Source organism: Arcticibacter pallidicorallinus, assembly GCF_003002875.1.
GTDB lineage: Bacteria > Bacteroidota > Bacteroidia > Sphingobacteriales > Sphingobacteriaceae > Arcticibacter > Arcticibacter pallidicorallinus.
In genome coordinates, this window is the sequence record NZ_PVTH01000003.1 from 510,292 (window position 1) to 534,169 (window position 23,878).

At 43.6% G+C, this 23,878-nt stretch carries 21 protein-coding genes and 1 tRNA gene; 15 read left to right on the forward strand and 7 right to left on the reverse strand.

The window, feature by feature from the left end; genetic code table 11:
* Positions 1-99: 99 nt before the first annotated feature.
* The 4 genes from B0I27_RS07200 to B0I27_RS07215 are packed head-to-tail and all read left to right on the forward strand — an operon-like array spanning position 100 to position 5,056.
* Complete coding sequence (locus tag B0I27_RS07200) at positions 100-1,506, forward strand: MFS transporter (protein ID WP_106292539.1); 1,407 nt, start codon at positions 100-102, stop codon at positions 1,504-1,506.
* Entirely contained in the window at positions 1,503-2,636 is a 1,134-nt protein-coding gene (locus tag B0I27_RS07205) for a glycoside hydrolase family 26 protein (protein WP_106292540.1), read from the forward strand. The genes B0I27_RS07200 and B0I27_RS07205 overlap by 4 nt, the downstream gene beginning before the upstream one ends.
* A gap of 22 nt (positions 2,637-2,658) precedes the next feature.
* Positions 2,659-3,855 (forward strand): glycoside hydrolase family 130 protein, encoded by a 1,197-nt coding sequence (locus tag B0I27_RS07210; RefSeq protein WP_106292541.1) that lies wholly within the window; start codon positions 2,659-2,661, stop codon positions 3,853-3,855.
* Positions 3,830-5,056 carry an AGE family epimerase/isomerase gene (locus tag B0I27_RS07215; protein ID WP_106292542.1) on the forward strand — a complete coding sequence of 409 codons (1,227 nt, stop codon included), beginning with the start codon at positions 3,830-3,832 and terminating at the stop codon, positions 5,054-5,056. The genes B0I27_RS07210 and B0I27_RS07215 overlap by 26 nt, the downstream gene beginning before the upstream one ends.
* Here the strand turns inward: B0I27_RS07215 and B0I27_RS07220 are convergent.
* Positions 5,043-5,768: a CPBP family intramembrane glutamic endopeptidase gene (locus B0I27_RS07220; protein ID WP_106292543.1), complete on the reverse strand. Its 726-nt coding sequence runs from the start codon at positions 5,766-5,768 to the stop codon at positions 5,043-5,045. The genes B0I27_RS07215 and B0I27_RS07220 overlap by 14 nt on opposite strands.
* 246 nt (positions 5,769-6,014) lie before the next feature.
* Between B0I27_RS07220 and B0I27_RS07225 the strand changes: the two genes are divergently transcribed.
* The 5 genes from B0I27_RS07225 (at position 6,015) to glgP (ending at position 11,854) form a co-directional block, all read left to right on the forward strand.
* Entirely contained in the window at positions 6,015-6,695 is a 681-nt protein-coding gene (locus B0I27_RS07225) for a YiaD family glycine zipper/OmpA-like lipoprotein (protein WP_106292544.1), read from the forward strand.
* A 212-nt stretch (positions 6,696-6,907) separates the two neighbouring features.
* Positions 6,908-7,270, forward strand: a complete 363-nt coding sequence (locus tag B0I27_RS07230; protein ID WP_106292545.1) for a helix-turn-helix domain-containing protein — start codon at positions 6,908-6,910, stop codon at positions 7,268-7,270.
* A 251-nt stretch (positions 7,271-7,521) separates the two neighbouring features.
* Positions 7,522-8,742: an FAD-dependent oxidoreductase gene (locus B0I27_RS07235; protein WP_181276705.1), complete on the forward strand. Its 1,221-nt coding sequence runs from the start codon at positions 7,522-7,524 to the stop codon at positions 8,740-8,742.
* Positions 8,743-8,830: 88 nt separating this feature from the next.
* Positions 8,831-10,132 carry a class II aldolase/adducin family protein gene (locus tag B0I27_RS07240; protein WP_106292547.1) on the forward strand — a complete coding sequence of 434 codons (1,302 nt, stop codon included), beginning with the start codon at positions 8,831-8,833 and terminating at the stop codon, positions 10,130-10,132.
* 69 nt (positions 10,133-10,201) lie between these two features.
* Entirely contained in the window at positions 10,202-11,854 is a 1,653-nt protein-coding gene (glgP, locus tag B0I27_RS07245) for an alpha-glucan family phosphorylase (RefSeq protein WP_106292548.1), read from the forward strand.
* 8 nt (positions 11,855-11,862) lie between these two features.
* On the opposite strand, the gene B0I27_RS07250 is transcribed toward glgP, so the two are convergent.
* Together B0I27_RS07250 and B0I27_RS07255 are read right to left on the reverse strand one after the other, a co-directional pair.
* Positions 11,863-12,354 carry a threonine/serine exporter family protein gene (locus B0I27_RS07250; RefSeq protein ID WP_106292549.1) on the reverse strand — a complete coding sequence of 164 codons (492 nt, stop codon included), beginning with the start codon at positions 12,352-12,354 and terminating at the stop codon, positions 11,863-11,865.
* Between the two features lie 2 nt (positions 12,355-12,356).
* Positions 12,357-13,130 (reverse strand): threonine/serine exporter family protein, encoded by a 774-nt coding sequence (locus B0I27_RS07255; RefSeq protein WP_106292550.1) that lies wholly within the window; start codon positions 13,128-13,130, stop codon positions 12,357-12,359.
* Between the two features lie 121 nt (positions 13,131-13,251).
* On the opposite strand from B0I27_RS07255, the gene B0I27_RS07260 reads away from it, so the two are divergent.
* Genes B0I27_RS07260 through B0I27_RS07270 form a run of 3 tightly spaced genes read left to right on the forward strand, consistent with a single transcriptional unit; the run spans position 13,252 to position 15,166 of the window.
* Entirely contained in the window at positions 13,252-14,490 is a 1,239-nt protein-coding gene (locus B0I27_RS07260) for a peptidase U32 family protein (protein WP_181276706.1), read from the forward strand.
* A complete protein-coding gene (locus B0I27_RS07265; RefSeq protein ID WP_106292551.1) occupies positions 14,490-14,717 on the forward strand; it encodes a ferredoxin in 228 nt (75 codons plus the stop codon). The genes B0I27_RS07260 and B0I27_RS07265 overlap by 1 nt, the downstream gene beginning before the upstream one ends.
* A complete protein-coding gene (locus B0I27_RS07270) occupies positions 14,717-15,166 on the forward strand; it encodes a PNPOx family protein (RefSeq protein ID WP_106292552.1) in 450 nt (149 codons plus the stop codon). The genes B0I27_RS07265 and B0I27_RS07270 overlap by 1 nt, the downstream gene beginning before the upstream one ends.
* Before the next feature lie 72 nt (positions 15,167-15,238).
* On the opposite strand, the gene B0I27_RS07275 is transcribed toward B0I27_RS07270, so the two are convergent.
* The 4 genes from B0I27_RS07275 to B0I27_RS07290 all read right to left on the reverse strand — a co-directional run bounded on the left by B0I27_RS07275 (position 15,239) and on the right by B0I27_RS07290 (position 21,421).
* On the reverse strand, positions 15,239-16,879 hold the full coding sequence (locus B0I27_RS07275) for a pyruvate dehydrogenase complex dihydrolipoamide acetyltransferase (protein ID WP_106292553.1): 1,641 nt from the start codon (positions 16,877-16,879) through the stop codon (positions 15,239-15,241).
* Positions 16,880-16,911: 32 nt separating this feature from the next.
* Positions 16,912-17,907 (reverse strand): pyruvate dehydrogenase (acetyl-transferring) E1 component subunit alpha, encoded by a 996-nt coding sequence (gene pdhA / locus B0I27_RS07280; protein ID WP_106292554.1) that lies wholly within the window; start codon positions 17,905-17,907, stop codon positions 16,912-16,914.
* A gap of 127 nt (positions 17,908-18,034) precedes the next feature.
* On the reverse strand, positions 18,035-19,294 hold the full coding sequence (locus B0I27_RS07285) for a sensor histidine kinase (RefSeq protein ID WP_106292555.1): 1,260 nt from the start codon (positions 19,292-19,294) through the stop codon (positions 18,035-18,037).
* Between the two features lie 9 nt (positions 19,295-19,303).
* A complete protein-coding gene (locus B0I27_RS07290; RefSeq protein WP_106292556.1) occupies positions 19,304-21,421 on the reverse strand; it encodes a prolyl oligopeptidase family serine peptidase in 2,118 nt (705 codons plus the stop codon).
* Positions 21,422-21,522: 101 nt separating this feature from the next.
* On the opposite strand from B0I27_RS07290, the gene B0I27_RS07295 reads away from it, so the two are divergent.
* From B0I27_RS07295 to B0I27_RS07305, 3 genes are all read left to right on the forward strand, one after another.
* Positions 21,523-22,278, forward strand: coding sequence for a UDP-2,3-diacylglucosamine diphosphatase (locus B0I27_RS07295; protein ID WP_106292557.1), 756 nt, complete (start codon positions 21,523-21,525; stop codon positions 22,276-22,278).
* Positions 22,279-22,415: 137 nt separating this feature from the next.
* Positions 22,416-23,489 carry a peptide chain release factor 1 gene (gene prfA, locus B0I27_RS07300; RefSeq protein WP_106292558.1) on the forward strand — a complete coding sequence of 358 codons (1,074 nt, stop codon included), beginning with the start codon at positions 22,416-22,418 and terminating at the stop codon, positions 23,487-23,489.
* 115 nt (positions 23,490-23,604) lie between these two features.
* A tRNA-Asp gene (locus B0I27_RS07305) sits at positions 23,605-23,678 on the forward strand.
* Positions 23,679-23,878: the final 200 nt, after the last annotated feature.

Sequence of the window (23,878 nt, forward strand, 5' to 3'; positions counted from 1 at the left end):
GAATGCTAAGAATTCATTTTTATAAGCTAAAAAAGTATTGATATAAGCGTAGCTCCCGCCTTACTTTTGACTATTAACCAATTAACGCCAGTGACGCAAATGGACAAGAAAAAAATATCGTTTAAAGAGAAGGTCGGCTACGGTCTTGGAGATGCGGCATCCTCCATGTTCTGGAAGCTGTTCAGTATGTACTTGTTGATTTTTTATACTGACGTTTTCGGGATTTCAGCTGCTGCTGCGGGTACTATGTTTCTAATTACGCGCATATGGGATTCGTTTTGCGACCCCTTAGTGGGCATCATCGCGGACCGGACCAACAGCAGGTGGGGCAAGTTCAGGCCTTATCTTTTGTGGGTAGCCATCCCTTTTGCAGTAATTGCAATTTTTACATTTTATACACCATCATTTAGCGAATCAGGAAAGCTGGTTTATGCTTATGCAACGTATTCTTTGATGATGATGATTTACTCGCTCATAAATGTTCCTTATGCTTCATTAATGGGGGTAATGTCATCTGACCGAATCGAACGTACCGCTCTTTCATCCTACCGTATGGTATTTGCGTTTGCAGGAAGCCTGCTGGCACTGGCGCTTATCGAGCCTTTGATTGATGCGTTAGGGGGCGAGTCGAACCCCCAGAAGGGCTGGCTTTTCTCCATAGCGATTTTTTCAATTATTGCATCCGTTTTCTTTTGGTTGTGTTTCTCCTGGACTAAAGAGCGTGTAAGGCCCGTTAGTGAGGATAGCCAGGATTTAAAGGAGGATATGAGAAACTTGCTTTCAAACCGGCCTTGGTGGATTTTACTCGGTGCAGGTATTTCTGCCTTGATATTTAATTCGATTAGGGATGGCGGAGCAGCGTTCTACTTTAAATATTATATTGGCCGTGAGAGTAACTTTGATCTTGAGCTTGGATCTACACAAATAAACCTGTCTCTCACCACTTTGTATCTTGTACTGGGTCAGGCTGCTAACATTCTTGGTGTGCTATTGGCAACGCCTCTGTCCGCCCGAATCGGAAAGAAAAATACGTTTCTGTTGGTGATGTCGACCGCCACCGCTCTGAGCTTATTATTTTTTGTATTTACAAGTGACCATGTAATGTGGATCATGGTATTTCAGATGCTGATCAGCGTCTGTGCAGGATGTGTTTTTCCTTTGCTTTGGTCCATGTATGCGGATATTGCTGACTACTCAGAATGGAAAAACGGGAGGAGGGCAACGGGACTCATATTTTCTTCATCTTCAATGTCTCAAAAGTTTGGCTGGACGATAGGTGGTGCTGTTACCGGTTGGTTATTGGGTTACTATGGTTTTCAGGCCAATGTGGAACAGACCGAATCGGCTCAGTCGGGGATACGACTGATGTTAAGTGTTTTGCCTGCTATAGGAACGATTCTGTCTGTAGCATTTATGGCCTTTTACCCGCTGACGGAGTACAAATTACAGCACATCGAAAATGAGCTGGAGGAAAAAAGGAGCAACCATATAAAACTTGAGATATGATTCGATTAACACTGGGTAAGCTGATTTTAGCCTTGCTATCGCTTGGTATTTGCCGCGGTGCTTCGGCACAGCGACTCGCCGATAACAAGGCCAGTGCTGAAACGCAAAAGCTCTTCGGAAATTTGTTCCGATTAAAAGATGAGAAGATATTGTTCGGGCATCAGGATGCACTTGCTTACGGATACGGCTGGAAGTATGAGGACAATCGCAGCGATATAAAGGATATCACAGGTGAACATCCCGCGCTATATGGCTGGGATATCGGAGGGATTGAACATGGCTCACAAGTGAACATCGATTCGGTTCCCTTTAGTAAGATGAAAGATTTTATACGCGCTGCGTATGACAGGGGTGGCGTCAATACGATCAGCTGGCATCTTGACAATCCGGTTAACGGAAAGTCATCCTGGGATACAATTCCGGGATCTGTTGAGAAGATTCTTCCGGGTGGAGAGAAACACAGTGTTTATAATATGTGGCTGGATAGGGTCTCCGAGTTTATGAAGGATCTTAAGGGCTCAGACGGGAAGCTTGTTCCGGTTCTCTTTCGTCCTTTTCATGAATTAACCGGAACCTGGTTTTGGTGGGGAAAGAGACAATGTAGCTCTGAAGACTTTAAAAAGCTATGGATCTATACCTTTGATTATTTAAGATCAAAAAAAGGAGTACACAATCTCATCTACGTATATAATACAGCAGATTTCGCTTCTCCTGAGGAATTTCTGGAAAGATACCCTGGAAACAAATATGCAGACGTTTTGAGTTTCGATGCCTATCAGTTTGGATCCAGAGAAAATGGGTCGGCGTTCAGAAAAAATACAGAGGCTAAGATGACTATCATTGCCGGTTTGGCAAAAACTAAAGGCAAGCTGATTGCGCTGGCAGAAACTGGTTACGAGGCAATTCCTGATCCTGTATGGTGGACGGAAGTGTTGTACCCCTCTATCAGTAGTCAATCCGTGTCTTTCATTTTGATGTGGAGAAATGCAGGCTTCAGACCTCATAACAACGACTATCATTACTACGCCCCCTATCCGGGGCATTCCTCCGTTGCTGACTTTCTCAAGTTCATTAAGAACGAACGAATGGTTCTCCAGGGGGAAGTAACCACTCTAGGCCTTTATAAATGATATTGCACTAAGAATCCTTATAATGAATGCTTTTGAAGAAAGATTAGATCAGCTTCATGACGCTTACCTGAAGCTGATAAGCAAGCCGAACGAGAAGCTGGTACACAATAACGGGGTGTACAACCGGTATAAATATCCAGTGCTTACAGCAGCACATACTCCTCTTTTTTGGCGCTATGATATTTGCGAGGAGACAAATCCCTATCTGATGGAAAGATTTGGTATCAATGCGGTATTTAATGCAGGCGCAATCAAGTGGAGGGGGAAATATATACTTATTGCAAGGGTAGAAGGCGTAGACCGAAAGTCCTTTTTTGCCGTCGCTGAAAGTGGCAACGGTATAGACGGATTTGTTTTTTGGCCAGAGCCGGTGAGTCTGCCCCAAACAGATGAAGCAGATGTAAATGTCTATGACATGAGGCTAACCCAGCATGAAGACGGATGGATTTATGGGCTATTTTGTACAGAAAGAAGGGATCCATCCGCTCCCGCAACTGATCAGTCGATGGCTGTTGCTGCATGCGGGATAACGCGTACGAAAGACTTTCTTAACTGGGAGCGCCTTCCTGACCTTAAAACTCCCTCTCCGCAGCAAAGGAACGTAGTGCTTCATCCTGAATTTGTAGACGGTTTATACGCATTCTACACGAGGCCACAGGATGGTTTTATTGAAGCAGGATCAGGGGGTGGCATTGGTCTGGGTTTTACAAAGTCGATAGAAAATCCAATTATAGACGATGAGGTAATTATCCACAATAAAGTGTATCATACTGTTTATGAAGCTAAGAACGGAGCAGGGCCTGCACCTATAAGAACGGGTAAAGGCTGGCTGCATCTCGCGCATGGAGTAAGAAATACTGCTGCAGGTTTGCGATACGTCCTGTATATGTTCATGACCGATTTAAATGATATCGGTAAAATTACTCACTGTCCCGGAGGGTATTTTCTCGCTCCCGAGGGCGATGAACGCATTGGAGATGTCTCCAACGTTTTGTTCTGTAACGGTTGGATTGCTGAAGATAACGGAAAAGTTTTTATTTACTATGCATCTTCAGATACGCGTATGCACGTTGCAACTACCACGATCGGACAGCTTATCGACTACGTGGTAAATACTCCGGAGGATGGTTATCGCTCAGAGAGCTCTGTTCAAAAAATCCTTAGCATTATTCAAAAAAATAAAGCGTTAGTAGATGGAAAGTATAGTGTCAGGGCTTGATTTACGGCTCTACCGGTTAGAGCTGAAAAAAGAGCTGACTAATATTCTTAACTGGTGGATGAATTCAGCAGTGGACGTCAACGGTGGTTTCGTAGGAAAGATTGATCATGGTCAAAAAGTCTATCCAGAAGCACCTAAAGGAGCGGTATTGAACGCTCGTATATTATGGTCGTTCTCGGCCGGGTACAATAGCTGTAAGCAGGAAGAGTATCTGGCACATGCACACAGAGCCTTTAACTATATTTGTAACCACTTCCTTGATAAGGAGTACGGCGGGGTTTACTGGACTGTAAATGCTGCAGGCCAAGCTCTCAACACCAAAAAGCAGGTGTATGCCATCTCGTTTATGATCTATGCTTTGGCAGAATATTCGCGTGCTGCAGAAAGTATCGAAGCTCAAGCTCTGGCTATACAACTTTATCAAGATCTTGTTAAACACAGTTTTGATTCAAAAAGAACAGGATACTTCGAAGCTTTTGACCGGGACTGGTCTGAAATAGAGGACTTCCGTTTAAGTGAAAAAGATGGAAATGAAAGAAAGACGATGAATACGCATCTTCATGTCTTGGAAGGATATACAAGTCTGTACCGAAGTTGGAAGGACGAGGGATTGAAAAGACAAATTTTAAGCTTGATCAGTAACTTTAAAGAGCATATTATCCGACAGGACAACTACCACCTCAATTTATTCATGGATGATGATTGGACTGTAAAGTCCTCAACGATCTCTTTCGGACATGATATTGAGGCATCCTGGTTGCTGTTGGAGGCAGCGGAGGCTATTGAAGATCAACAAGCAATACAAAGTATCAAGAATATCGCTGTTTTGATGGCCCGCGCTTCATTAGAGGGAATCGACAGAGATGGGGGTATGTTTTATGAGCTTGACTCCAATAGCGGACATATGCTCAGGGAGAAGCACTGGTGGGTGCAATCTGAAGCAATAATCGGATTTTTCAATGCCTGGCAGATTTCAAATGAGGAACTGTTTCTACATCAGTCTTATCGCGTTTGGGATTATGTGAAAGCACACCTGCTGGATCTACACCATGGTGAGTGGGTTTGGGGGCGAGATAAAAATGGTCGCGTCATGATAGAAGAGGATAAGGCAGGCATGTGGAAATGCCCATATCACAATAGCAGAGCCTGTCTTGAATTAATCAAGAGGTTGGACGCCTTTGCCAGCTCTAATGATTCGTGATCAGCATCCAAAGATTATGAAAGATCACAGCAGGAAGAAGACTCCCTGATCGTTCCTTTAGAACTGCTGCAATAAGTCCTACCAAGAAGCCGAGAAGGATTCTGATCAAGTTGATCTGCAGGTGAAAGCCTTCCTGAAGGATGAATCCCTGACTAATGCCATAGAGCAGCGAGCTGATCAGAACACCAAAGCTTAGGGAGTAGCCAAATATATCTTCTTTTGCGGTAAATACCTTGTTCAGCAGGGCTAGAAGAATCCCCCGAAAGATCAGTTCATCACAGAAGCCCGCCAGGGATCCCTGAAATACCAGGGTTTCAAAATCGATGTCTGGATTCACTCTTTCAAAACAAAAGTAAATGATCAGGCGTGCAATGAGGACCATTAAAACTGTGTAAATAATCGGCTTCACAGTACCTTTTTTTAGCCTGAGTGTCCAACCTATATCACTTTTCGATATCAGCTTGTTTCGGTAAACAAAAAATACTCCCAACAACAAACCTGCTATTTTCCCCAACCAGTTCCAGGTTTGGTTCTCATTTACGATGATAGGGGCCAGGCCATTTGTTAATACTGACCACAGAAGGAACATCAGCGCGAAAATGCCCAAGAAACGGTATTCGGATCTATCGAATTTCCTTTTACCAAAGAATAGAAAAGGAAGGATGATGATGAATTGTAGCAGCGCACTTAACAGGTATGATGAAGCGATCATTTCGAGATTTATACGAACCGTAAAGGTAAAACAAATTGCATCGACGAATTTGTTAATTTATGTGAAAGAAAGTTTGAAATGCGATTTATTAATTATGTTTGCGTTAAATGCTGACTAGTATTTAAGACAGATAGTAGAGTATTTAAATACATAGACCCGGTTAATTACGCAGGAGGGGTGAATAAATACGGCAGGAAGACAAGCACCTTTATGGCATTATATTTGAACTTAACCTGAAACACATTAATAAAGATTATGAATATTAAATTAGTTACTTACACAGTTATGATTGCTGCGGCGTCATTTGTGATATCTGGATGTAGTCAAATGACTCAAACACAGAAGGGAACAGTTATTGGATCAGCAGCAGGCGGATCTTTAGGTGCAATAATAGGTAAAAAAGCAGGTAACACCGCAGTTGGGGCTATTATTGGTGGTGCAATCGGTGGTACGGCAGGTGCATTCATCGGAAGAAAAATGGATCGGCAGGCGGAAGAAATCCAGCAGAACGTCCCTGGGGCGGAGGTTATCAAAACCGGAGAAGGTTTGATCGTGAAATTCACTGATGGAATTCTATTTGACTTTAATAAGTCTGATCTGAAAAGCGCGGGTGTATCGAATGTAGCAAGCCTTGCGGCGACAATGAAAAATAATCCGGAAACGAACATTATGGTGATAGGACACACAGATAACGTAGGTTCTGATTCTTACAACTATACGTTGTCTGAGAAACGTGCGCAGTCAGTTAAGTCTTTGGCGGTTGCGAATGGAGTAAGTGCATCTCGAATTACCATCTCAGGAAAAGGCAAAGCTGAGCCTATCGCAGATAATGGTACTGAAGATGGCCGTGCTCAAAACAGGCGGGTTGAAATCGTGATTGTAGCGAATGACCAACTAAAGAATGAAGCGCGTCAGAGCGGTCAATAACGTTTAAAAATTAAGCTTAATTATATCGAACGCCCCTATCCCTTCCAGGATAGGGGCGTTTCATTTACCGGTCGTCATGATCATGGGGAAAGGGCCTGAAGTGGGCCTGCCATTTTCAGTTTGTTAGGTAATTATATCGTAAAAAACAGGTGTTTGCCGAATCTCAGAGGAATGTTCCAAACTGTATTTTTGGGTAAAGAAAGTAGTTATCCATGGCACATCATCACGGGCATATTGTCGAAAAAGTCATCAGACGGGACGGTCATTCGATTAGCGATATATCTCGACTAATGAAAGTTAACAGGAGGTCTGTTTATAATTGGTTCAACCAGCCAAAGTTGCGGCCGGAAATTATCTTCCGCATTGGATGTATAATCAAATATGATTTTTCTGCGGAGCTACCTCATGTTTTTAACAGTGAGGATTTCGCTTCGGAAATTGATAAGAACAAGACTTCCCAAGATGTAAAAGAGGAAATGGTAGTGAAAGACGATGATTACTGGAAAGAAAAATATACCGAATTATTGAAAAGCTACAACCGTTTAAAACAAGGCCATATATTCGTGGCGATCTAAGGGCACCTAACCCTAATTTTTGGAGACACTTTCTTTAAAGTGCCTCCAATTTTGATTTTCTCTCATCTTCTTATTTGTTATGCCGTTTCAGCTTATAAATTGGCGTTATCAGTTGGCATTCACTTCTGTAATGCCCAATCAACAAGCTTGATATAACGATCACTTATTTGCGAGATAACATTCAATCTTTTTAAAAGAACCAGTTTAAAATTTTTGATGTTATATTGCATTATACTATGACTTTCCCAAATATGATTTATACGTCTTTACGAACGAAGTGTCTGAGCATCCTGCTGCTGCTTACCTCTGCTGTCGTTCACTCGCAAACGTTAAAACCAGGTGTGCTAGTCGTTGGAGCATCACCCTCGGGAATCGCTGCTGCAATTCAGGCTGCCCATTCAGGCGTTAAGACGATCCTGATTGATGAAGGTTCTATCGCGTCGGTGGAATTAAGTCAGAAAGACCGGGAAGATGCTTACGGAATTCCCAAGGAGCTTCTTGACAAAATTGAAAAGCTACAGAAATATCCGGTAAAAAGTAATCAAACACTGTTGCCAGAATACCTGGGTACAGTTTTAAAAGGCTGGACTGATACCATTAAAAATCTCACAGTAATAAGAAATTCTTCCATTTCATCTGTGAAAAAGGCGGGGAAGGATTGGGAAATACGGATTCCTAATAATACCATCAAAACGGATATCGTTGTCGATGCTACGATTGGCAGGAAGATAGCCGACCTGGTCGGATTAAGAGATCCAGCAAATTCAGGAGATTCATCAACCTACGCTTATCAGCTTTACCGGACAAGTGTTGCAGTTCCTCTTAAGTCGTCGAAGGTTCCGGCGACCATACCTTTAAAGTTTTTTCTTTCATCCTTTAAAAACTTTGTTTATGCGACACCAGATACAAACGCTGATCAATATACGTACGCATCCGGACAAGCTGCCGGAGCTATTGCCGCTTATTGCGCGTTTTTTAAGACAACCACCGATAAGCTGAATGTACGCTTAATTCAAAGTGAACTAATGACTTATAAGTCTCGTTTGATGAAGTTCGCAGACATTGCTGCGCTCGACTCTAATGTGCTTGCTTTTCAAAAACTTGCACTTACAGGAATTGTTAAAGGAGGAGAGTCTGAAAACCGGTTTTATTTCCATCCAGATTCTTCCATCTCCACGGATGACATACGCGAGCCTGTTAAAGAATACTATTCGAGGAGTCAGATATGGTTCCTCGACAACAAAGCTGAAAAAATAACAATGGAACAATTGCTAAGTCTCATCAAGTTTACTGCTCAACGCGGAGCGGAGCTTAATAAAGAGGTAGAGCAAGGCTGGAAAACTTCATTCAAATTACCAGATAGCTTTGATCTCAGGCGGCCCGTCAGCAGAAGAGAATTTACTGTGCTTTTTGACAGGTATTTGAGACCTTTCGATGTTTCGGTCGACCAGAATGGGCGGCTTAAGCGATAGTATAGTGAATAATGTTATTTTTAATGATGATGGTCACTTGTTTACATTTCTATATTTCTATTCTTTGTACAAATTAATATATTAAGCTATGAATGAAGTTTTGGACACCCGTTTAATGCATCCCCGCGATCAAATAACGATGGTTATGACACGGATATACAGGCGGGGACTGACTACAACATCTGGAGGAAATATTTCTATAATTGACGACAACGGGGATATATGGATATCGCCATCAGCTGTTGATAAGGGATCTTTGCAGCCGACAGATATCGTGTGTATTAAAAAAGATGGAACCATTGTCGGCCGCCACAAGCCGTCTTCGGAACATCCTTTTCACCGTGCTATTTATCAGATAAGACCAGATATCAAAGCAATCATCCATGCTCATCCCCCTGCATTGGTTTCTTTTAGTATCGCCAGAACTATTCCCGACACTAATATCATTTCTCAGGCTAAGCACGTTTGTGGACCCATCGGATATGCCGAATACGAATTGCCAGGAAGCGAGGCCCTTGGTTCGAAGATAGCCAAAGAATTCACACGTGGATACAATGCTGTGATTATGGAAAACCATGGAACGGTGGTAGGCGGATCTGATTTAGTTGATACTTTCCAAAGGTTTGAAACGCTGGAATTTTCTGCACGTACTATTTTATATGGTAATTCCGTTGGCAAACCCGCTTATCTCAATGACGATGAAATCAACGCCTTTGAGAACCAGATACCCGCGCTTCTTCCAGAGATGGACGAGACAGTTTATTCATCTGCAGAGCGTGAGAAACGTGCAGAGATATGTAAGATCGTCCACCGCGCGTGTACTCAGGGTCTAATGATAAGTTCTTACGGTACGATCTCGACGCGGGTGGATGAAGATACTTTTCTTATTACACCGACGAATGTTCCTCGCTGGGACATGGTTCCTGAGGATATCGTTCAGATCAAGAACGGTAAGCGAGAAAAAGGCAAGGTTCCAAGCCGCTCTACCTACTTGCATCAGGACATTTACGAGAAACACCCTGAAATTAATTCTATCATTCTAACACAATCCCCGTACCTGATGGCGTTTTCTGTTACAGGAGCTTCATTCAACGTAAGAACGATCCCCGAGAGCTGGATTTTCCTTCAGGACGTCCACACCCTTGATTTCGGTGTTCAGTTCAACGGAAGAACGGAGATCCCGGATATGGTGTCTAAAAGCAATCCCGCGGTACTGGTTAAGAACGATTGCGTAGTGGTTACCGGTAATCAATTGCTGCAGACCTTCGACTATCTTGAGGTGGCTGAGTTCAGTGCCAAGTCTCTGGTGATGTGCTCATCACTCGGATCCATGGTACCTATTAGCAATGAACAGGTAGAAGAGCTTCGCAAAGCCTTTATAAAAGAATAGTAATTCAAATTATAATTGGAGATCCCGTCTGAAAAGATGGGATTTTTAATATAATGCTTATTTTGCTTTATGATTAATGCACAGAATATTTTCCCGTATAAATTTAACCCGGCATATTCCAGGCCGGTAGCTTATTTTTCTATGGAATTTGCCATAGATCAGGCACTAAAAATATACAGCGGTGGCCTGGGCTTTCTGGCGGGGTCACACTTAAGAAGTGCCTACGAACTTAAGCAGAATCTGGTTGGTATCGGCATACTCTGGAAATATGGATACTATGACCAGGAGCGAGATGGGAACGCAAGAATGAGGGCCGGCTATGTAGAAAAGAATTACTCCTTTCTCGAGGATACCGGTATTGTGTTTACCATGCTTGTACATAACTCACCTGTCTTTGTAAAAGCATGGTTTCTGCGGCCAGATACTTTCGGTTCGGCACCATTGTTCCTTCTTAGCACAGATCTGCCGGAGAATGATGATATGTCTAAGAGTATTACCAATCGACTGTACGATTCGAATGAAGCGACCCGAATTGCACAGTCTATTTTGTTAGGTACTGGTGGTGCTATCCTACTTGAGCAGCTTGACAGACATACAGAGGTTTATCATATGAACGAAGGACATTCCCTCTCGTTAAACTTCCATCTTTACTCGAAGTTCAAGAACTTGGAAGAGGTGAAAAAGCGTGTTGTTTTTACTACCCACACTCCTGAGGCTGCAGGGAATGAGTCTCATAGTTATGGAATTCTTCAGGACATGTCATTCTTCTGCGGGCTTCAAAATCACGAAGTCCATTCCTTGCTTGGGCTTGGCGGCGACCATCTCAATTATACACTTGCAGCGTTAAAGTTTGCCAGGAAAGCTAATGCTGTATCGAAAATGCATGGCGAGGTATCGCGGGATATGTGGAAATCTAACCCAGGGATATGCGAGATCACGTCTATAACGAATGCCCAAAATAAAACTTACTGGAAGGATGATATCTTGGAGACCGCCTTTTCGACCCAAGACGACACTTTACTAGTAGCCCGTAAAAAGGAATTAAAAAGACAACTTTTTAAGGTCGTAGCTGATCAGACAGGCAAACTCTTCGACGAAGACGTTTTAACCATTGTATGGGCAAGGCGCTTTGCCGGATACAAACGGGCCGATATGATTATGAACGACTGGGCCCGCTTTATCAGACTCATCCAAAATGCTTCCACGCCGGTGCAGATTATCTGGGCAGGCAAGCCATATCCGGAAGATTATGGAGCAATCGACCTCTTTAATAGCATAATTGACCGGATTAAGCCGTTTGCAAACTGCGCTGTACTGACCGGATATGAACTCGGACTTTCTGCGCTGCTGAAGAAAGGATCAGACGTATGGTTGAACAATCCACGGATATACAGAGAAGCCTCAGGTACCAGTGGTATGACGGCCGCTATAAATGGCAGTATTAACCTCTCCATTCCAGATGGATGGATTCCAGAGTTTGCTAAAGATATGGAGAACAGTTTCATAGTTGCACCAGCGGAAGATCACCTTTCCAACGAAGAGAAGGACCGCATTGAGTCTGAACGCCTTCTTGAAAAGATAGAGGAAAATATCGTGCCTATGTACTATAATGACCCGGCCACATGGATCAGTATAATGAAAAATAGTGCCCGCGACGTGAGTCCCGCATTCGAATCTGGAAGAATGGCAGCTCAATATTATGAGCTGATGTATTGTGAATAACAGACAGCCTAGAATTTCCTCTTTAAGTGCATTCCCTTAGCTGAATCCCTTCTGGCGATTAGTAAGGGAATGCCTACTCCTCCCGCAATACTCATCAGAATAAACATCACTTTCAACCCATTATTAAGCGTATCCGACATGATGTATATGTACGTTGCCTGGTCGATATCCCCAGATAGGTTGATCAATCCGATCATCATTTTATAAGCAAATTTCCCGGGAATCATAGGGATAACTGCCGGTATAGCTAAAACCGGAGGCGGACAATTAGTCTTATGGGCAAATGGTATACCCAAAAAACCAATGAGTGTCGCGCCAAACAGCGTACCCAAAATAACGCTTACATCCTGGTGGACAAAAAGTACCTTAACAATACCCCCCAGAGCGCCCATTATACCTATGTAGCCCAAAGCTCTCGAAGGGACATTAAATAACACAGCGAAGCCAATTGCGGCCATTCCCAACCAAATGCACTTTTCTAACAAAACGAAATATTCCATATTCAAAGCCCGTAAATAAACATAGAGGTGAGAAGTCCCAATCCAATTGCAAAGGAAATAATGAATCCGTTTATACCCCTTATGAGCGCATTATTCAAGTTTCCATCTATCATATCCGAAAAAGAATTTATTAACGGAACCCCGGGGATGAGGAAGAGAACCGAAGTGGAAAATGCAGGTTCATGAACGTAACCATTTCCGAATTTAAGTGCTGACGCTGCAATGAATGAGGAAGTAAGCGCAGCGCAGTATATGCATATGTAAGGATTGAACTTAAGCCGATGTACTTCCTGCCGGATAAAAAGTCCCGAAACAGTGGCAAAAAACACTACCAGCATATCCAGGAAGTCTCCCTCTGCAAGTCTGCAAAATGACGAACCGGCTAAGCCCACAAAGAGCAAGATCGCCCAGCGCGGATAATGCGGTAGCGAGGCAATCCTACCAAGCTGATCGTTGATTTGAGGAACGGTAAGACCTTCTTCCACTACCTGCCAGCTGAGCCTGCTGATACCGGTCAGCACTTTAAAATTTACACCATGCGGAGATGAGCGCTTAAGATTATTAAAGAAGTAGTCGTTTTGCGTATCTCTGATTGTAAGCATGATAGTACGATGAGAGATCAGAAGATCCGTACTGTAACCGAATGAGTCAGCAATCCTGTTAATCGTTTTTCGGGTTCGGCCCGTACTCGCTCCCGAACTTAATAACAGCGCCCCGATGTTCAATAGTGTAGATCCCAGTTGCTTAATCTCAGTCTGTTCTGTTAGATGTGCCATATTAAGTGCAGTTGTCGACTGCGGCGTAAAATTAGGACTCTTTTTTTTAAGGATACCTGACGCCGGTCATATTTTTATATGAAAAAAATGGGAAGTTTTGCAGTATACAATATACCGATTTATGCGCAAACGAAATATAGAGCTGATGGCACCTGCCGGTTCATACGAATCCTTAACAGCTGCAATCCAGGCAGGAGCAGATTCTGTCTATTTCGGGATCGAGCAACTGAATATGCGCGCCCGTTCCAGTAGCAATTTTACGCTGGACGATCTTGTAAAGATTGCCGAAGTTTGCCGCTCCGAAGGAATAAAATCATATATCACGCTCAATACGATCTTATATGATCACGATATCAATCTGATGAAAAAGATCATTGATGCGGCCCACAGCAGCGGAATAACAGCAGTCATCGCAACAGACCATGCCGTACTTAACTACGCAAAGAAAATAGGTTTTCCGGTACATATCTCGACCCAAGCGAACATTTCTAATATCGACACCATTGAATTTTATGCAGTATATGCGGATGTGATGGTGATGGCACGGGAGCTGACCCTGATGCAGGTAGCTACTATAACCCGCGATATAGCGCGCCGCCAGATCACCGGTCCGTCGGGAGAGCTTGTACGGGTGGAGGTCTTTTCGCATGGCGCCTTATGTATGGCGGTTTCAGGGAAGTGCTATTTGAGCCTCCACTCAGACAACGCCTCTGCAAACCGTGGCGCCTGCATCCAGAACTGTCGTAAAAGTTATATCGTTACTGAAAAGGAGCATGGAACTGAATTTGAAATAGACAATGAGTATATCATGTCTGCCAAAGATCTGTGTACAATTGATTTTATCGACAAAATAATCGGTGCTGGAGTATCTGTTCTGAAGATAGAAGGGCGGGGCAGAAGTGCAGATTATGTTCATACAGTTGTCTCCTGCTATCGCGAAGCAATCGACGCCTACAACAATGGAACTTACGGCCCCGCAATGTTCGCAGACTGGAAATCCCGCTTATCGACAGTATTTAACAGGGGATTTTGGGACGGCTATTATCTCGGCAGAAAATTAGGAGAATGGAGTGATACCTACGGCTCCAAGGCTACCCAAAAGAAAACCTATATCGGACGCGGTCTGAAGTACTTTGACAGATCAGCAGTCGCGGAGTTTCAACTTGACGCGCACTCACTGCAAACAGGTACTAAAATAATGGTAACAGGACCTACCACGGGAGTCGTTTGGTCAACGGTAGAGGAGATTAGGGTTGAAAACGAGACGAGGGATTTAGTGAAGAAAGGAGAAACCTTTTCTATTCCGATGAAAGATAGAGTCAGACCTTCAGATAAGTTATATAAGCTGGAGGACGTCTGATGGTTCGAATTACGCAGCACCGAATTAAGTGTATCGGCTGTAACGCCTGCGTAGAGGCGGCAGCTTATCGATGGCGCATTTCGAGAAAGGATGGGAAAGTGACGCTGATTCAGGGCATAGAGAAAAAAGGTATCTTCAGTATCAGTGTAGCTGTCGATGAATTGGAAGACAACTTAAGAGCAGCGGCGCATTGTCCTGTGAACTGTATAAAAGTAGAATTGACATAATGGAACAACCAACTTCTAAACAAGCGAGACCAGATCAACTCATCGCCAGCTTTTTTAAGGCTCAAACCGTCTTCACACTGGCCACAAGCGCACATGATCAGCCTTATTGCTCGACCTGCTTCTATGCTTATAGCGAAGAGTACAATATGTTGGTATTTAAATCGTCGGAACATACAGATCATATCCAGCAAGCTCTTCTGAACAACCTTGTTGGCGGTTCCGTGCTACCCGATAAACTGCAAGTGGGGAAGATAAAAGGTATTCAGTTCAAGGGGAAGTTGGTTGAGCCAGAAAGTCAATGCCTCTCAGACCTTAAGAAAACATATTACGCAAAGTATCCTTTCGCTCTTGCCATGGGAGGGGAAATATGGATCATCGAATTAAGCTGGATAAAATTCACCGACAACACACTAGGCTTTGGCAAAAAAATCAAGTGGGAACGTCCCTAAAACAAAAAAGAGCGATCAGTCATGATCGCTCTTTTTATTTCTAAAAAGATGTTCTTAACACCTCAGTTTATTTTAAACTAATAACCTTACAGGCTCTTCGATAAGAGCCTTAAGCGTCTGAAGGAAAGCAGCACCCTGAGCACCGTCAACCACTCTGTGATCGCAGCTAAGCGTAACCTTCATCACGTTACCCGGAACCACTGCACCGTTCTTAACTACAGGAATTTGTGAAATACCACCGATAGCCAGAATACAAGCGTCAGGAGAGTTGATGATAGCCGTAAACTCGTCTACACCAAACATTCCAAGGTTAGAGATCGTAAACGTAGATCCTTCCCAGTCTGAAGGCTGAAGCTTTTTAGCTTTTGCTTTTTGAGCGAAGTCTTTCACTTCAGCAGAGATATGAGAAAGGGACTTGCCGTCGGCAAAACGAACTACCGGAACAAGAAGACCTTCATCCACCGCAACGGCAACTCCAATGTTTACATGCTCATTATATCGGATCTTATCACCTCTCCATGAAGAGTTCAGATTAGGATGTTGCTTCAACGCGACAGCCACTGCTTTAATCACAATGTCATTGAAGGAAATCTTAACCGGAGCAAACTCATTCATCTTCGCACGTGCAGCGATAGCGCTATCCATATCGATAGACATCGTTACATAGAAATGAGGCGCAGTGAAAAGGCTATCAGACAATCTCTTGCCAATAGTTTTTCTCATCTGAGTAACCGGTTTCTCTGTATATTTTTCCTCACCGATAAACTGAGGAATAGAAGGAGCTGTAGGCTTAGATTCTTTAGCCGGAGCCTCAGCAGCAGCCGGAGCTTTTGCAGAAGGACTAAAGCTTTCAATGTCTTTTTTTACAATACGGCCACCTTCAGCACTACCTTTCACCTGAGAAAGGTCAATTCCTTTATCTTTTGCAATTTTCTTTGCAAGAGGAGAGGCCTTAACCCGTGAGTCAGCATCAGATGATGAGCTAACTGCAGCTTCTTCTTTCTTAGGTTCAGATTTAGGCTCTTCCGCTTTTGCTTCTGAACCCTTAGATTTAGAACCGCCTTTTAACAGCGATTGAACATCTGTACCTTCTTTACCAACGATAGCAATTACATCGTTTACTTTGGCAGCCTGACCTTTTTCGACACCAATGTAAAGCAATGTGCCTTCAGCATATGCAGTAACTTCCATTGTCGCCTTATCGGTTTCAACGTCAGCCAGAGTATCGTCACTCTTAATTTCGTCACCAACTTTTTTATGCCATTCAGCGATAACGCCCTCAGTCATTGTATCGCTCAATAAAGGCATACGAATCACTGTTGCGCCTACAGATTCCGGATCTACACCCTCGTCTGCAGAGTCTGATTCAGCTTCAGAACTATTAGTTTCTGGTTTCGCATCTGCCTCAGCAGTTGAAGTTGCTTTTGCTGCATCTCCATTCGAGCTACCTTCCAACGCAGATTTGTAATCTTCGCCTTCTGCACCCAACACTGCAATTACAGAGTCAACAGGCACTGTTGAGCCTTCTTCAGCTCCGATATATAGCAGTGTGCCTTCCTGATAGGATTCAAAATCCATTGTTGCTTTGTCGGTTTCAACTTCAGCAATCAGGTCACCTGTGCTCACTTTATCACCAACTTTTTTATGCCATTTAGCGATAACACCTTCTGTCATGGTGTCGCTCATTTTGGGCATCTTAACTACTTCAGCCATGTTTTCGTACGGTTTGTTTGTCTGACAATTAACTAGTTTCTGATAAAAGGATAATCTTCCTGAACGTATACGTCAGTATAAGTTTCAGAAGGATCAGGCCAAGGCGACTCTTCAGCAAACTTTACCGATTCCTCAACAATAGCTTTTATTTTTTTATCGATTTCTTCAAACCAGGCATCATCAGCATATTCGTTTTCAACGATAGCCAACTTAACAACGCCAATGGGATCCTTTGCTTTGTAGTTTTCAAGCTCCTCTTTCGTTCTGTACTTTGCAGGGTCAGACATAGAGTGGCCTTTATAACGGTATGTACGGGCCTCAAGGAAAGTAGGTCCTTCACCTGCGCGTGCGCGCTGTACAGCTTCGTCCATTGCATTGTGCATCGCTACCGGATCCATCCCATCTACAGGCGCGCAAGGCATATCAAAGCCAAGTCCAATCTTGTAGATATCTTCCATATTGGTGGTACGTGCAACTGAGGTACCCATCGCATATCCGTTGTTCTCGCAAACAAAGATTACAGGTAGCTTCCAGATCATCGCCATATTGAAGGTTTCATTCAACGCACCCTGTCTTACAGCTCCATCTCCCATATAACAAACACAAACACTATCTGTGCCATTGTACTGCTCAGCAAAAGCAATTCCGGCACCCAGAGGTATCTGGCCACCAACAATTCCGTGTCCGCCAAAAAATTTATGTTCTTTGCTGAAAATATGCATTGATCCACCTTTACCCTTAGAGCTTCCGGTAGCCTTACCATACATTTCGGCCATAACAGCGTTTGGAGATACACCCTTCGCAATTGCGTGTGCGTGATCCCGATACGCGGTGATCAAAGAATCTTCAGGTTTTAACACAGACATGGTACCAGCTACAACAGCTTCCTGTCCGATATATAAATGACAAAAACCTCTGATTTTCTGCTGTCCATATAATTGTCCGGTCTTTTCCTCGAACTTGCGCATAAGCAACATCGATTCATACCAGTGCAGATAAGTGTCTTTAGTAATTTCTACTGAACTCATTGTTATAATGTGTTTTTTGGAACGCAAATCTAATTATAGTTTCCCAAAAAAAGAAGTTGCGTCACCGATTTACGTGATTCGGATAAATATCGCCTATTAAACTTTATGTTCTGTTAATGTTTGCAAATTAATACACTTTGTCAGCTGGGTGATCGGTGGCCGGTTCATACCGCGTACTGCTCTTCAGCACAATCCGGATGGTTGTACCTTTTCCCGGCTCCGAATCTTTTACAAAAATGAGTCCCTTGTGGTAGTTTTCAATGATCCGTTTCGTCAGCGAAAGTCCCAGTCCCCAGCCTCTCCTCCTGGTCGTATAACCAGGCTGGAATATCGTTTCAAATTTCAACCTCGGGATTCCTTTTCCGGTATCGGTCACATCAATGAACACCTGTTCTTTAACCAGGTTCTCGATCACCTTCACCTCAATAGAGCCTTCGCCTCCAATAGCATTCACTGCGTTTTTCATGAGATTCTCAATCACCCATTCAAACAGCGGGATGTTCATAAGTGCTTCCACTTCATGATCACCGGTGACGCTTAACTTAATCTTTTCGCTCGTACGTACCTGGAAATAATCAACATAATCTTTGATTGCCGCATACACGGGATGACTGTGTAAATTAGGCGTCGAGCCAATCTTCGAAAAACGGTCGGCAACCATCTCAAGGCGATGCACATCATTCTCCATCTCCAGTATAAGCGGGTCCTTTTCCGCATTAAACTTCGATTTAAGCAACTCGATCCATGCCATGAGGGATGATATCGGCGTACCTAGCTGATGAGCGGTTTCCTTAGCCATGCCCACCCATACCAGGTTCTGCTCCGACCGCCTTGAAGAGCTGAAAACCGTATAGGCAACCATCAGAAACAAGCCGATAACCAGGAGCTGAATATAAGGGAAGACTTTCAGCTGCGTCAACAGCTGAGAGTCTTTATAATAAACGAACCACTTTTCTCCGTCTTCCTTGATGATAACAATGGGAATATGCTGACGTTTCATTTCCGCCAGCTGCGCTTTGAAGTACCCAGGATCATGGATCTTCCTGGTGAATATGGCCGACTCTCTCCCGTTTTCTTCAACCTGGAAATTCGTCTTCGTGCTATCAAGACTTCTCCAGTAGATAATACTGTCCCGTTCGTCAGTGACGATAGTGGGCATAGACAAGCTGTCGCGGATAGAAAAGATCACCGTGAGGTACTCATCGTTGATGTCCTCAATCTCAATGATCTTTTTAAAACTCATCGCCCATACCTCAGCACGCGTACGTTCCGAAACGGCAATGTTCTTCACCAGGTAATTCGTATACCAAAGCGAGGCTGACGCGATGACAAGCGCAAAAGCCAGCAACAGGAATTTCCAGCGTCGTTTCTGTTCGTACGGATTCATCTAGGAGGGTTATTTTACGGTAAGACCCATGTTGTAAAACATGAATGCCCATTTATCCGCATGTTCAGCAATCACTTGAGCTGTTGATTTTCCAGCGCCGTGTCCAGCATTTGTCTCAATCCGGATCAATACCGGATTGTTTCCCTTATGATATTCCTGTAAACGCGCCGCAAACTTAAATGAGTGTGCCGGCACAACCCGGTCATCATGGTCAGCAGTAGTAACGAGCGTTGCAGGGTAAGCCACGTCCTTTTTCAAAGCATGATAGGGAGAATAGTTAAGCAGATATTCAAACATCTCTTTAGAATCTTCTGCAGTTCCGTAATCATATCCCCAGCCGGCACCAGCGGTAAACTTGTTGTAGCGCAGCATGTCCAGAACGCCCACTGCAGGAAATGCTACCTTGAACAAATCAGGGCGCTGTGTCATCGCTGCACCTACAAGAAGTCCGCCGTTAGAACCACCCGCGATAGCAAGGCGTTCACTCGATGTATATTTGTTGTCGATCAGATACTGAGCTGCCGTCAGAAAGTCGTCGAACACGTTCTGCTTCTGAAGTTTGGTTCCAGCGATGTGCCATTTCTCACCGTACTCGCCGCCACCGCGCAAATTCGCTACAGCGTATATTCCACCCTGCTCCAACAAGATAATATTGGAAGTACTGAATGCAGGAGTCAGGCTCACATTGAAACCACCGTAGCCATACAGCATGGTTGGGTTGGTGCCATCTAGTTTGATGCCCTTTTTATAGGTTATGATCATAGGCACTTTGGTGCCATCCTTCGAGTTGTAGAATACCTGCTTGGATTCATAAAGCGACGGATCGAATTTCACGCCCGACTTTTTGTACAGTTCAGATTTACCATTAGCAATAGTATACTTGAATATAGTCGCAGGATACACATACGAAGTGAACGTAAAGTACAATTCCTTTTCTGTTTTTTTGCTTCCGAATCCTGATGCTGTACCTACGCCAGGCAGGTCAATCGTACGTTCCAGTTTTCCGTTCATGTCATATTGCATGATCAGGGATGTAGCGTCCTTCAGATAGTTTGCAAACAATTTTCCGCCGCCGGTACGTACACTAAGGACATTTTCCGTTTCCGCAATTACGTCTACCCAGTTCTTCGGAGAGGGGTCAGCAAAATCAACCTTGACAACCCTGTTGTTCGGCGCTTTCAGATTCGTTTCAATATAAAGCGTATTACCTGTTGCGTCCAGAACCTGATGTTCATTCGTCATGTCGGAAACGATATTGACAATCTTTCCCTGAGGGTTCTTCAGATCCTGAATGTATAATTCATTTCCGGATGTAGAGTTTGCTGCCGAGATAACCAGGAAACGCTCGTCTTCTGTTATAGATGCACCGATATATCTTCGCGGCGTCTTCTCTCCGCCAAAGATCAGAACATCCTCGCTCTGCGGAGTTCCCAGCTTATGATAATACAACTTGTGATGCTGTGTCATGGCCGAAAGCTCGCTTCCCTTCGGTTTCTCGTAACTGCTGTAGTAAAAACCCTCATTGCCTTTCCATGCAATCCCGCTAAACTTCACGTCGATCAGCGTATCTCCGATGATGCTCTTGTCTGCGGTTTTCAGCGCGATTACTTTCCGCCAGTCAGAGCCCCCTTCTGAGATTTGGTAGGCAGCCAGACTTCCGTCCTTGCTGAAGTCCAGGCCTGCTAATGATGTGGTTCCATCCGCAGAAAACTTGTTCGGGTCCAGAAAAACTTCCGGCACTCCGTCCTTCTTCTGGCGATAAACGACCGACTGATTCTGAAGCCCGTCGTTTTTAGAAAAATAGATATAATCACCTTCTTTAGTAGGCGCACTTATTCTTTCATAATTCCAGAGTGTTTCCAGTCTGCTTTTTATCTTTTCTCTAAAGTCAATTTTTGACAAATATCCCTGTGTAACCTTGTTTTGTTCAGTTACCCAGGCTTTGGTATCATCTGCCCGGTCATCTTCAAGCCAACGGTAAGGGTCCTCCACCTCAGTATTAAAATAGGAGTCCTTCGTTTTGTCTTTCTTAGTCTTGGGGTAGTTGAGCATTTTAGAAGGAATATTTTGTGCGAATCCGGAATAAGAAATTCCTGAAACAAGGATTAATGTAAAAAACCTTTTCATTATCGTTCTTTGTGTGTGGAAATTACTATAACGTCAAATGTATGAAATAGTCTTTTCATTGAAACTATTGATCTTATTTGGCATAATACTACCTTTATCCCATGTCCTTACGCAATAAATTCTATTTCGCCTCCGATTTTCATCTCGGCACTGCCCATTATGCTCAAAGCAGAGAGAGAGAAGATAGAATAGTTCGCTGGCTTGATTTTATAAAGGAAGACGCTGCGGAACTCTACCTTGTAGGAGACATTTTCGATTTCTGGTTCGAGTATAAACATGCCGTTCCAAAAGGATACGTTAGGTTTTTGGGGAAACTGGCGGAGCTTTCAGATCTTGGAGTTAAAATAATCATGTTCAAAGGAAACCACGACATGTGGATGTTTGGTTATCTCAAACAGGAGATTGGAGTCGATATCATATCCGATGACCTGGTCATCGAAAAGAGTGGAAAGCGTTTCTATATACATCACGGAGATGGTCTCGGTCCTGGCGACAGGAAGTATAAGATCCTCAAACAAATATTCCGTAGCAGTCTCTGTCAATGGCTGTTTGCTAGAGTTCACCCTAACCTGGGTATAGGCATTGCGAGAGCCTGGTCGGGGCATAGTCGTATCGCCGGCGCCAAGAAGGAGACTTTCCTTCATGAGCAACACGAATGGCTGGTGCAGTACAGTAAGGAGGTGCTTCAAAAAGAGCACTTTGATTATTTCGTTTTTGGACATCGTCATCTGCCCTTAGATATTACCTTAAGCGCTGCAAGTCGTTACGTCAATCTCGGAGAATGGATCAACTACAATACCTACGCGGTGTTTGACGGTAACGATCTTTCACTCTGCTACTTTGAAAAGGAGGCATAATCCGAAGCGGTTTTACTTTTTTATTTAAAAAGCGTTATTTTTGAAAATTCAACACAGGCCCATCGTTCTGTTGTTTACCAAATACGATATACAGTACCTATTCATTCATAAAAGGCGCTGTTTTTTTAAATTAGATCATGCTAGATAAATTAGAAGCCATCAAACTTCGCTGGGAAGAAGTAGAACGGGAGTTGAGTGACCCGTCAACCATGAGCGACATGAAACGTTATGCTCAATTGAATAAAGATTACAAGGATCTTGGTAAGATCGTTGACGAATATAAGATATACAAGAACGTCGTATCAAACATCGATGCCAATCGTGAAATATTATTAAGCGAAAAGGATGAAGAACTGCGGGAAATGGCCAAGATGGAGCTTGACGAACTTATTATTAAGAAGGATGAGATGGAGAGCCAGATCCGTCTCATGCTGATTCCTAAAGATCCGGAAGATGCCAAGAATGCTGTAATTGAGATCAGAGGAGGTACGGGTGGCGACGAAGCAGCTTTATTTGCCGGTGACCTGTATAGAATGTACACCCGCTTCTTTGAAAAGAAAGGCTGGCGCGTAGAGACTATGGATGTTACAGAAGGAACAGCCGGAGGCTATAAGGAGGTCATCCTGAAAGTTACAGGTGAAGATGTGTACGGCCAGCTGAAATACGAATCAGGTGTTCACCGCGTACAACGAGTGCCCGACACCGAAACACAAGGCAGGGTACATACTTCAGCAGCATCGGTTGCTGTTTTGCCTGAGGTTGAAGAAGTAGACTTTTACCTAAACCCTGCTGATGTCGAAATGCAGACTTCCCGTTCGGGTGGTGCTGGTGGCCAGAATGTAAATAAGGTAGAAACTAAGGTACAACTTACGCATAAGCCATCTGGTATGGTGGTAGTCTGCCAGATCGAGCGTTCTCAGCTCGGTAACCGCGAACGGGCAATGGAAATGCTTCGTAGTAGGTTATACGATCTGGAAGTGCAGAAACAAACTGGAGATATCGCAGCTAAAAGAAAGACCATGGTATCTACAGGCGACAGATCTGCAAAGATCAGAACCTATAATTACCCTCAAGGACGCGTTACCGAGCATAGGATCGGTTTGACTATGTACAATCTTCCCGCAATAATGGATGGCGATATCCAGGAAATTATCGATGCACTGCAATTTGCAGAGAATGCCGAGAAGATGAAAGAGGGCGCAACGGCCTAAATAAAATTAAATTGAAAATTATTTCCCTGATTATCAGAGTTCTTTTAAATAATTGTAAATTTATGTTGTAAAGTTAGAGATTCGAGCTATATTTGCACACCCAAACGGGAAAGATGGTCCGGTAGTTCAGCTGGTTAGAATACATGCCTGTCACGCATGGGGTCGCGGGTTCGAGTCCCGTCCGGACCGCTGAAAAGCAAATCAAAATTAAAAGGAGGTTTAAGCCTCCTTTTTTTATGCCCAAATTTTTTCACCTATTCTAAACTGCAGTCTTAGTGGATCAAGTCAAAAACTTGGGATCAAGCGGAATTTTTGGGGGAGATGATCATTAAGCATAAATCTTAGCCAGTCGAAAAAGGAAAAAAGCGGTATCTCTAACCCCTCTGGAA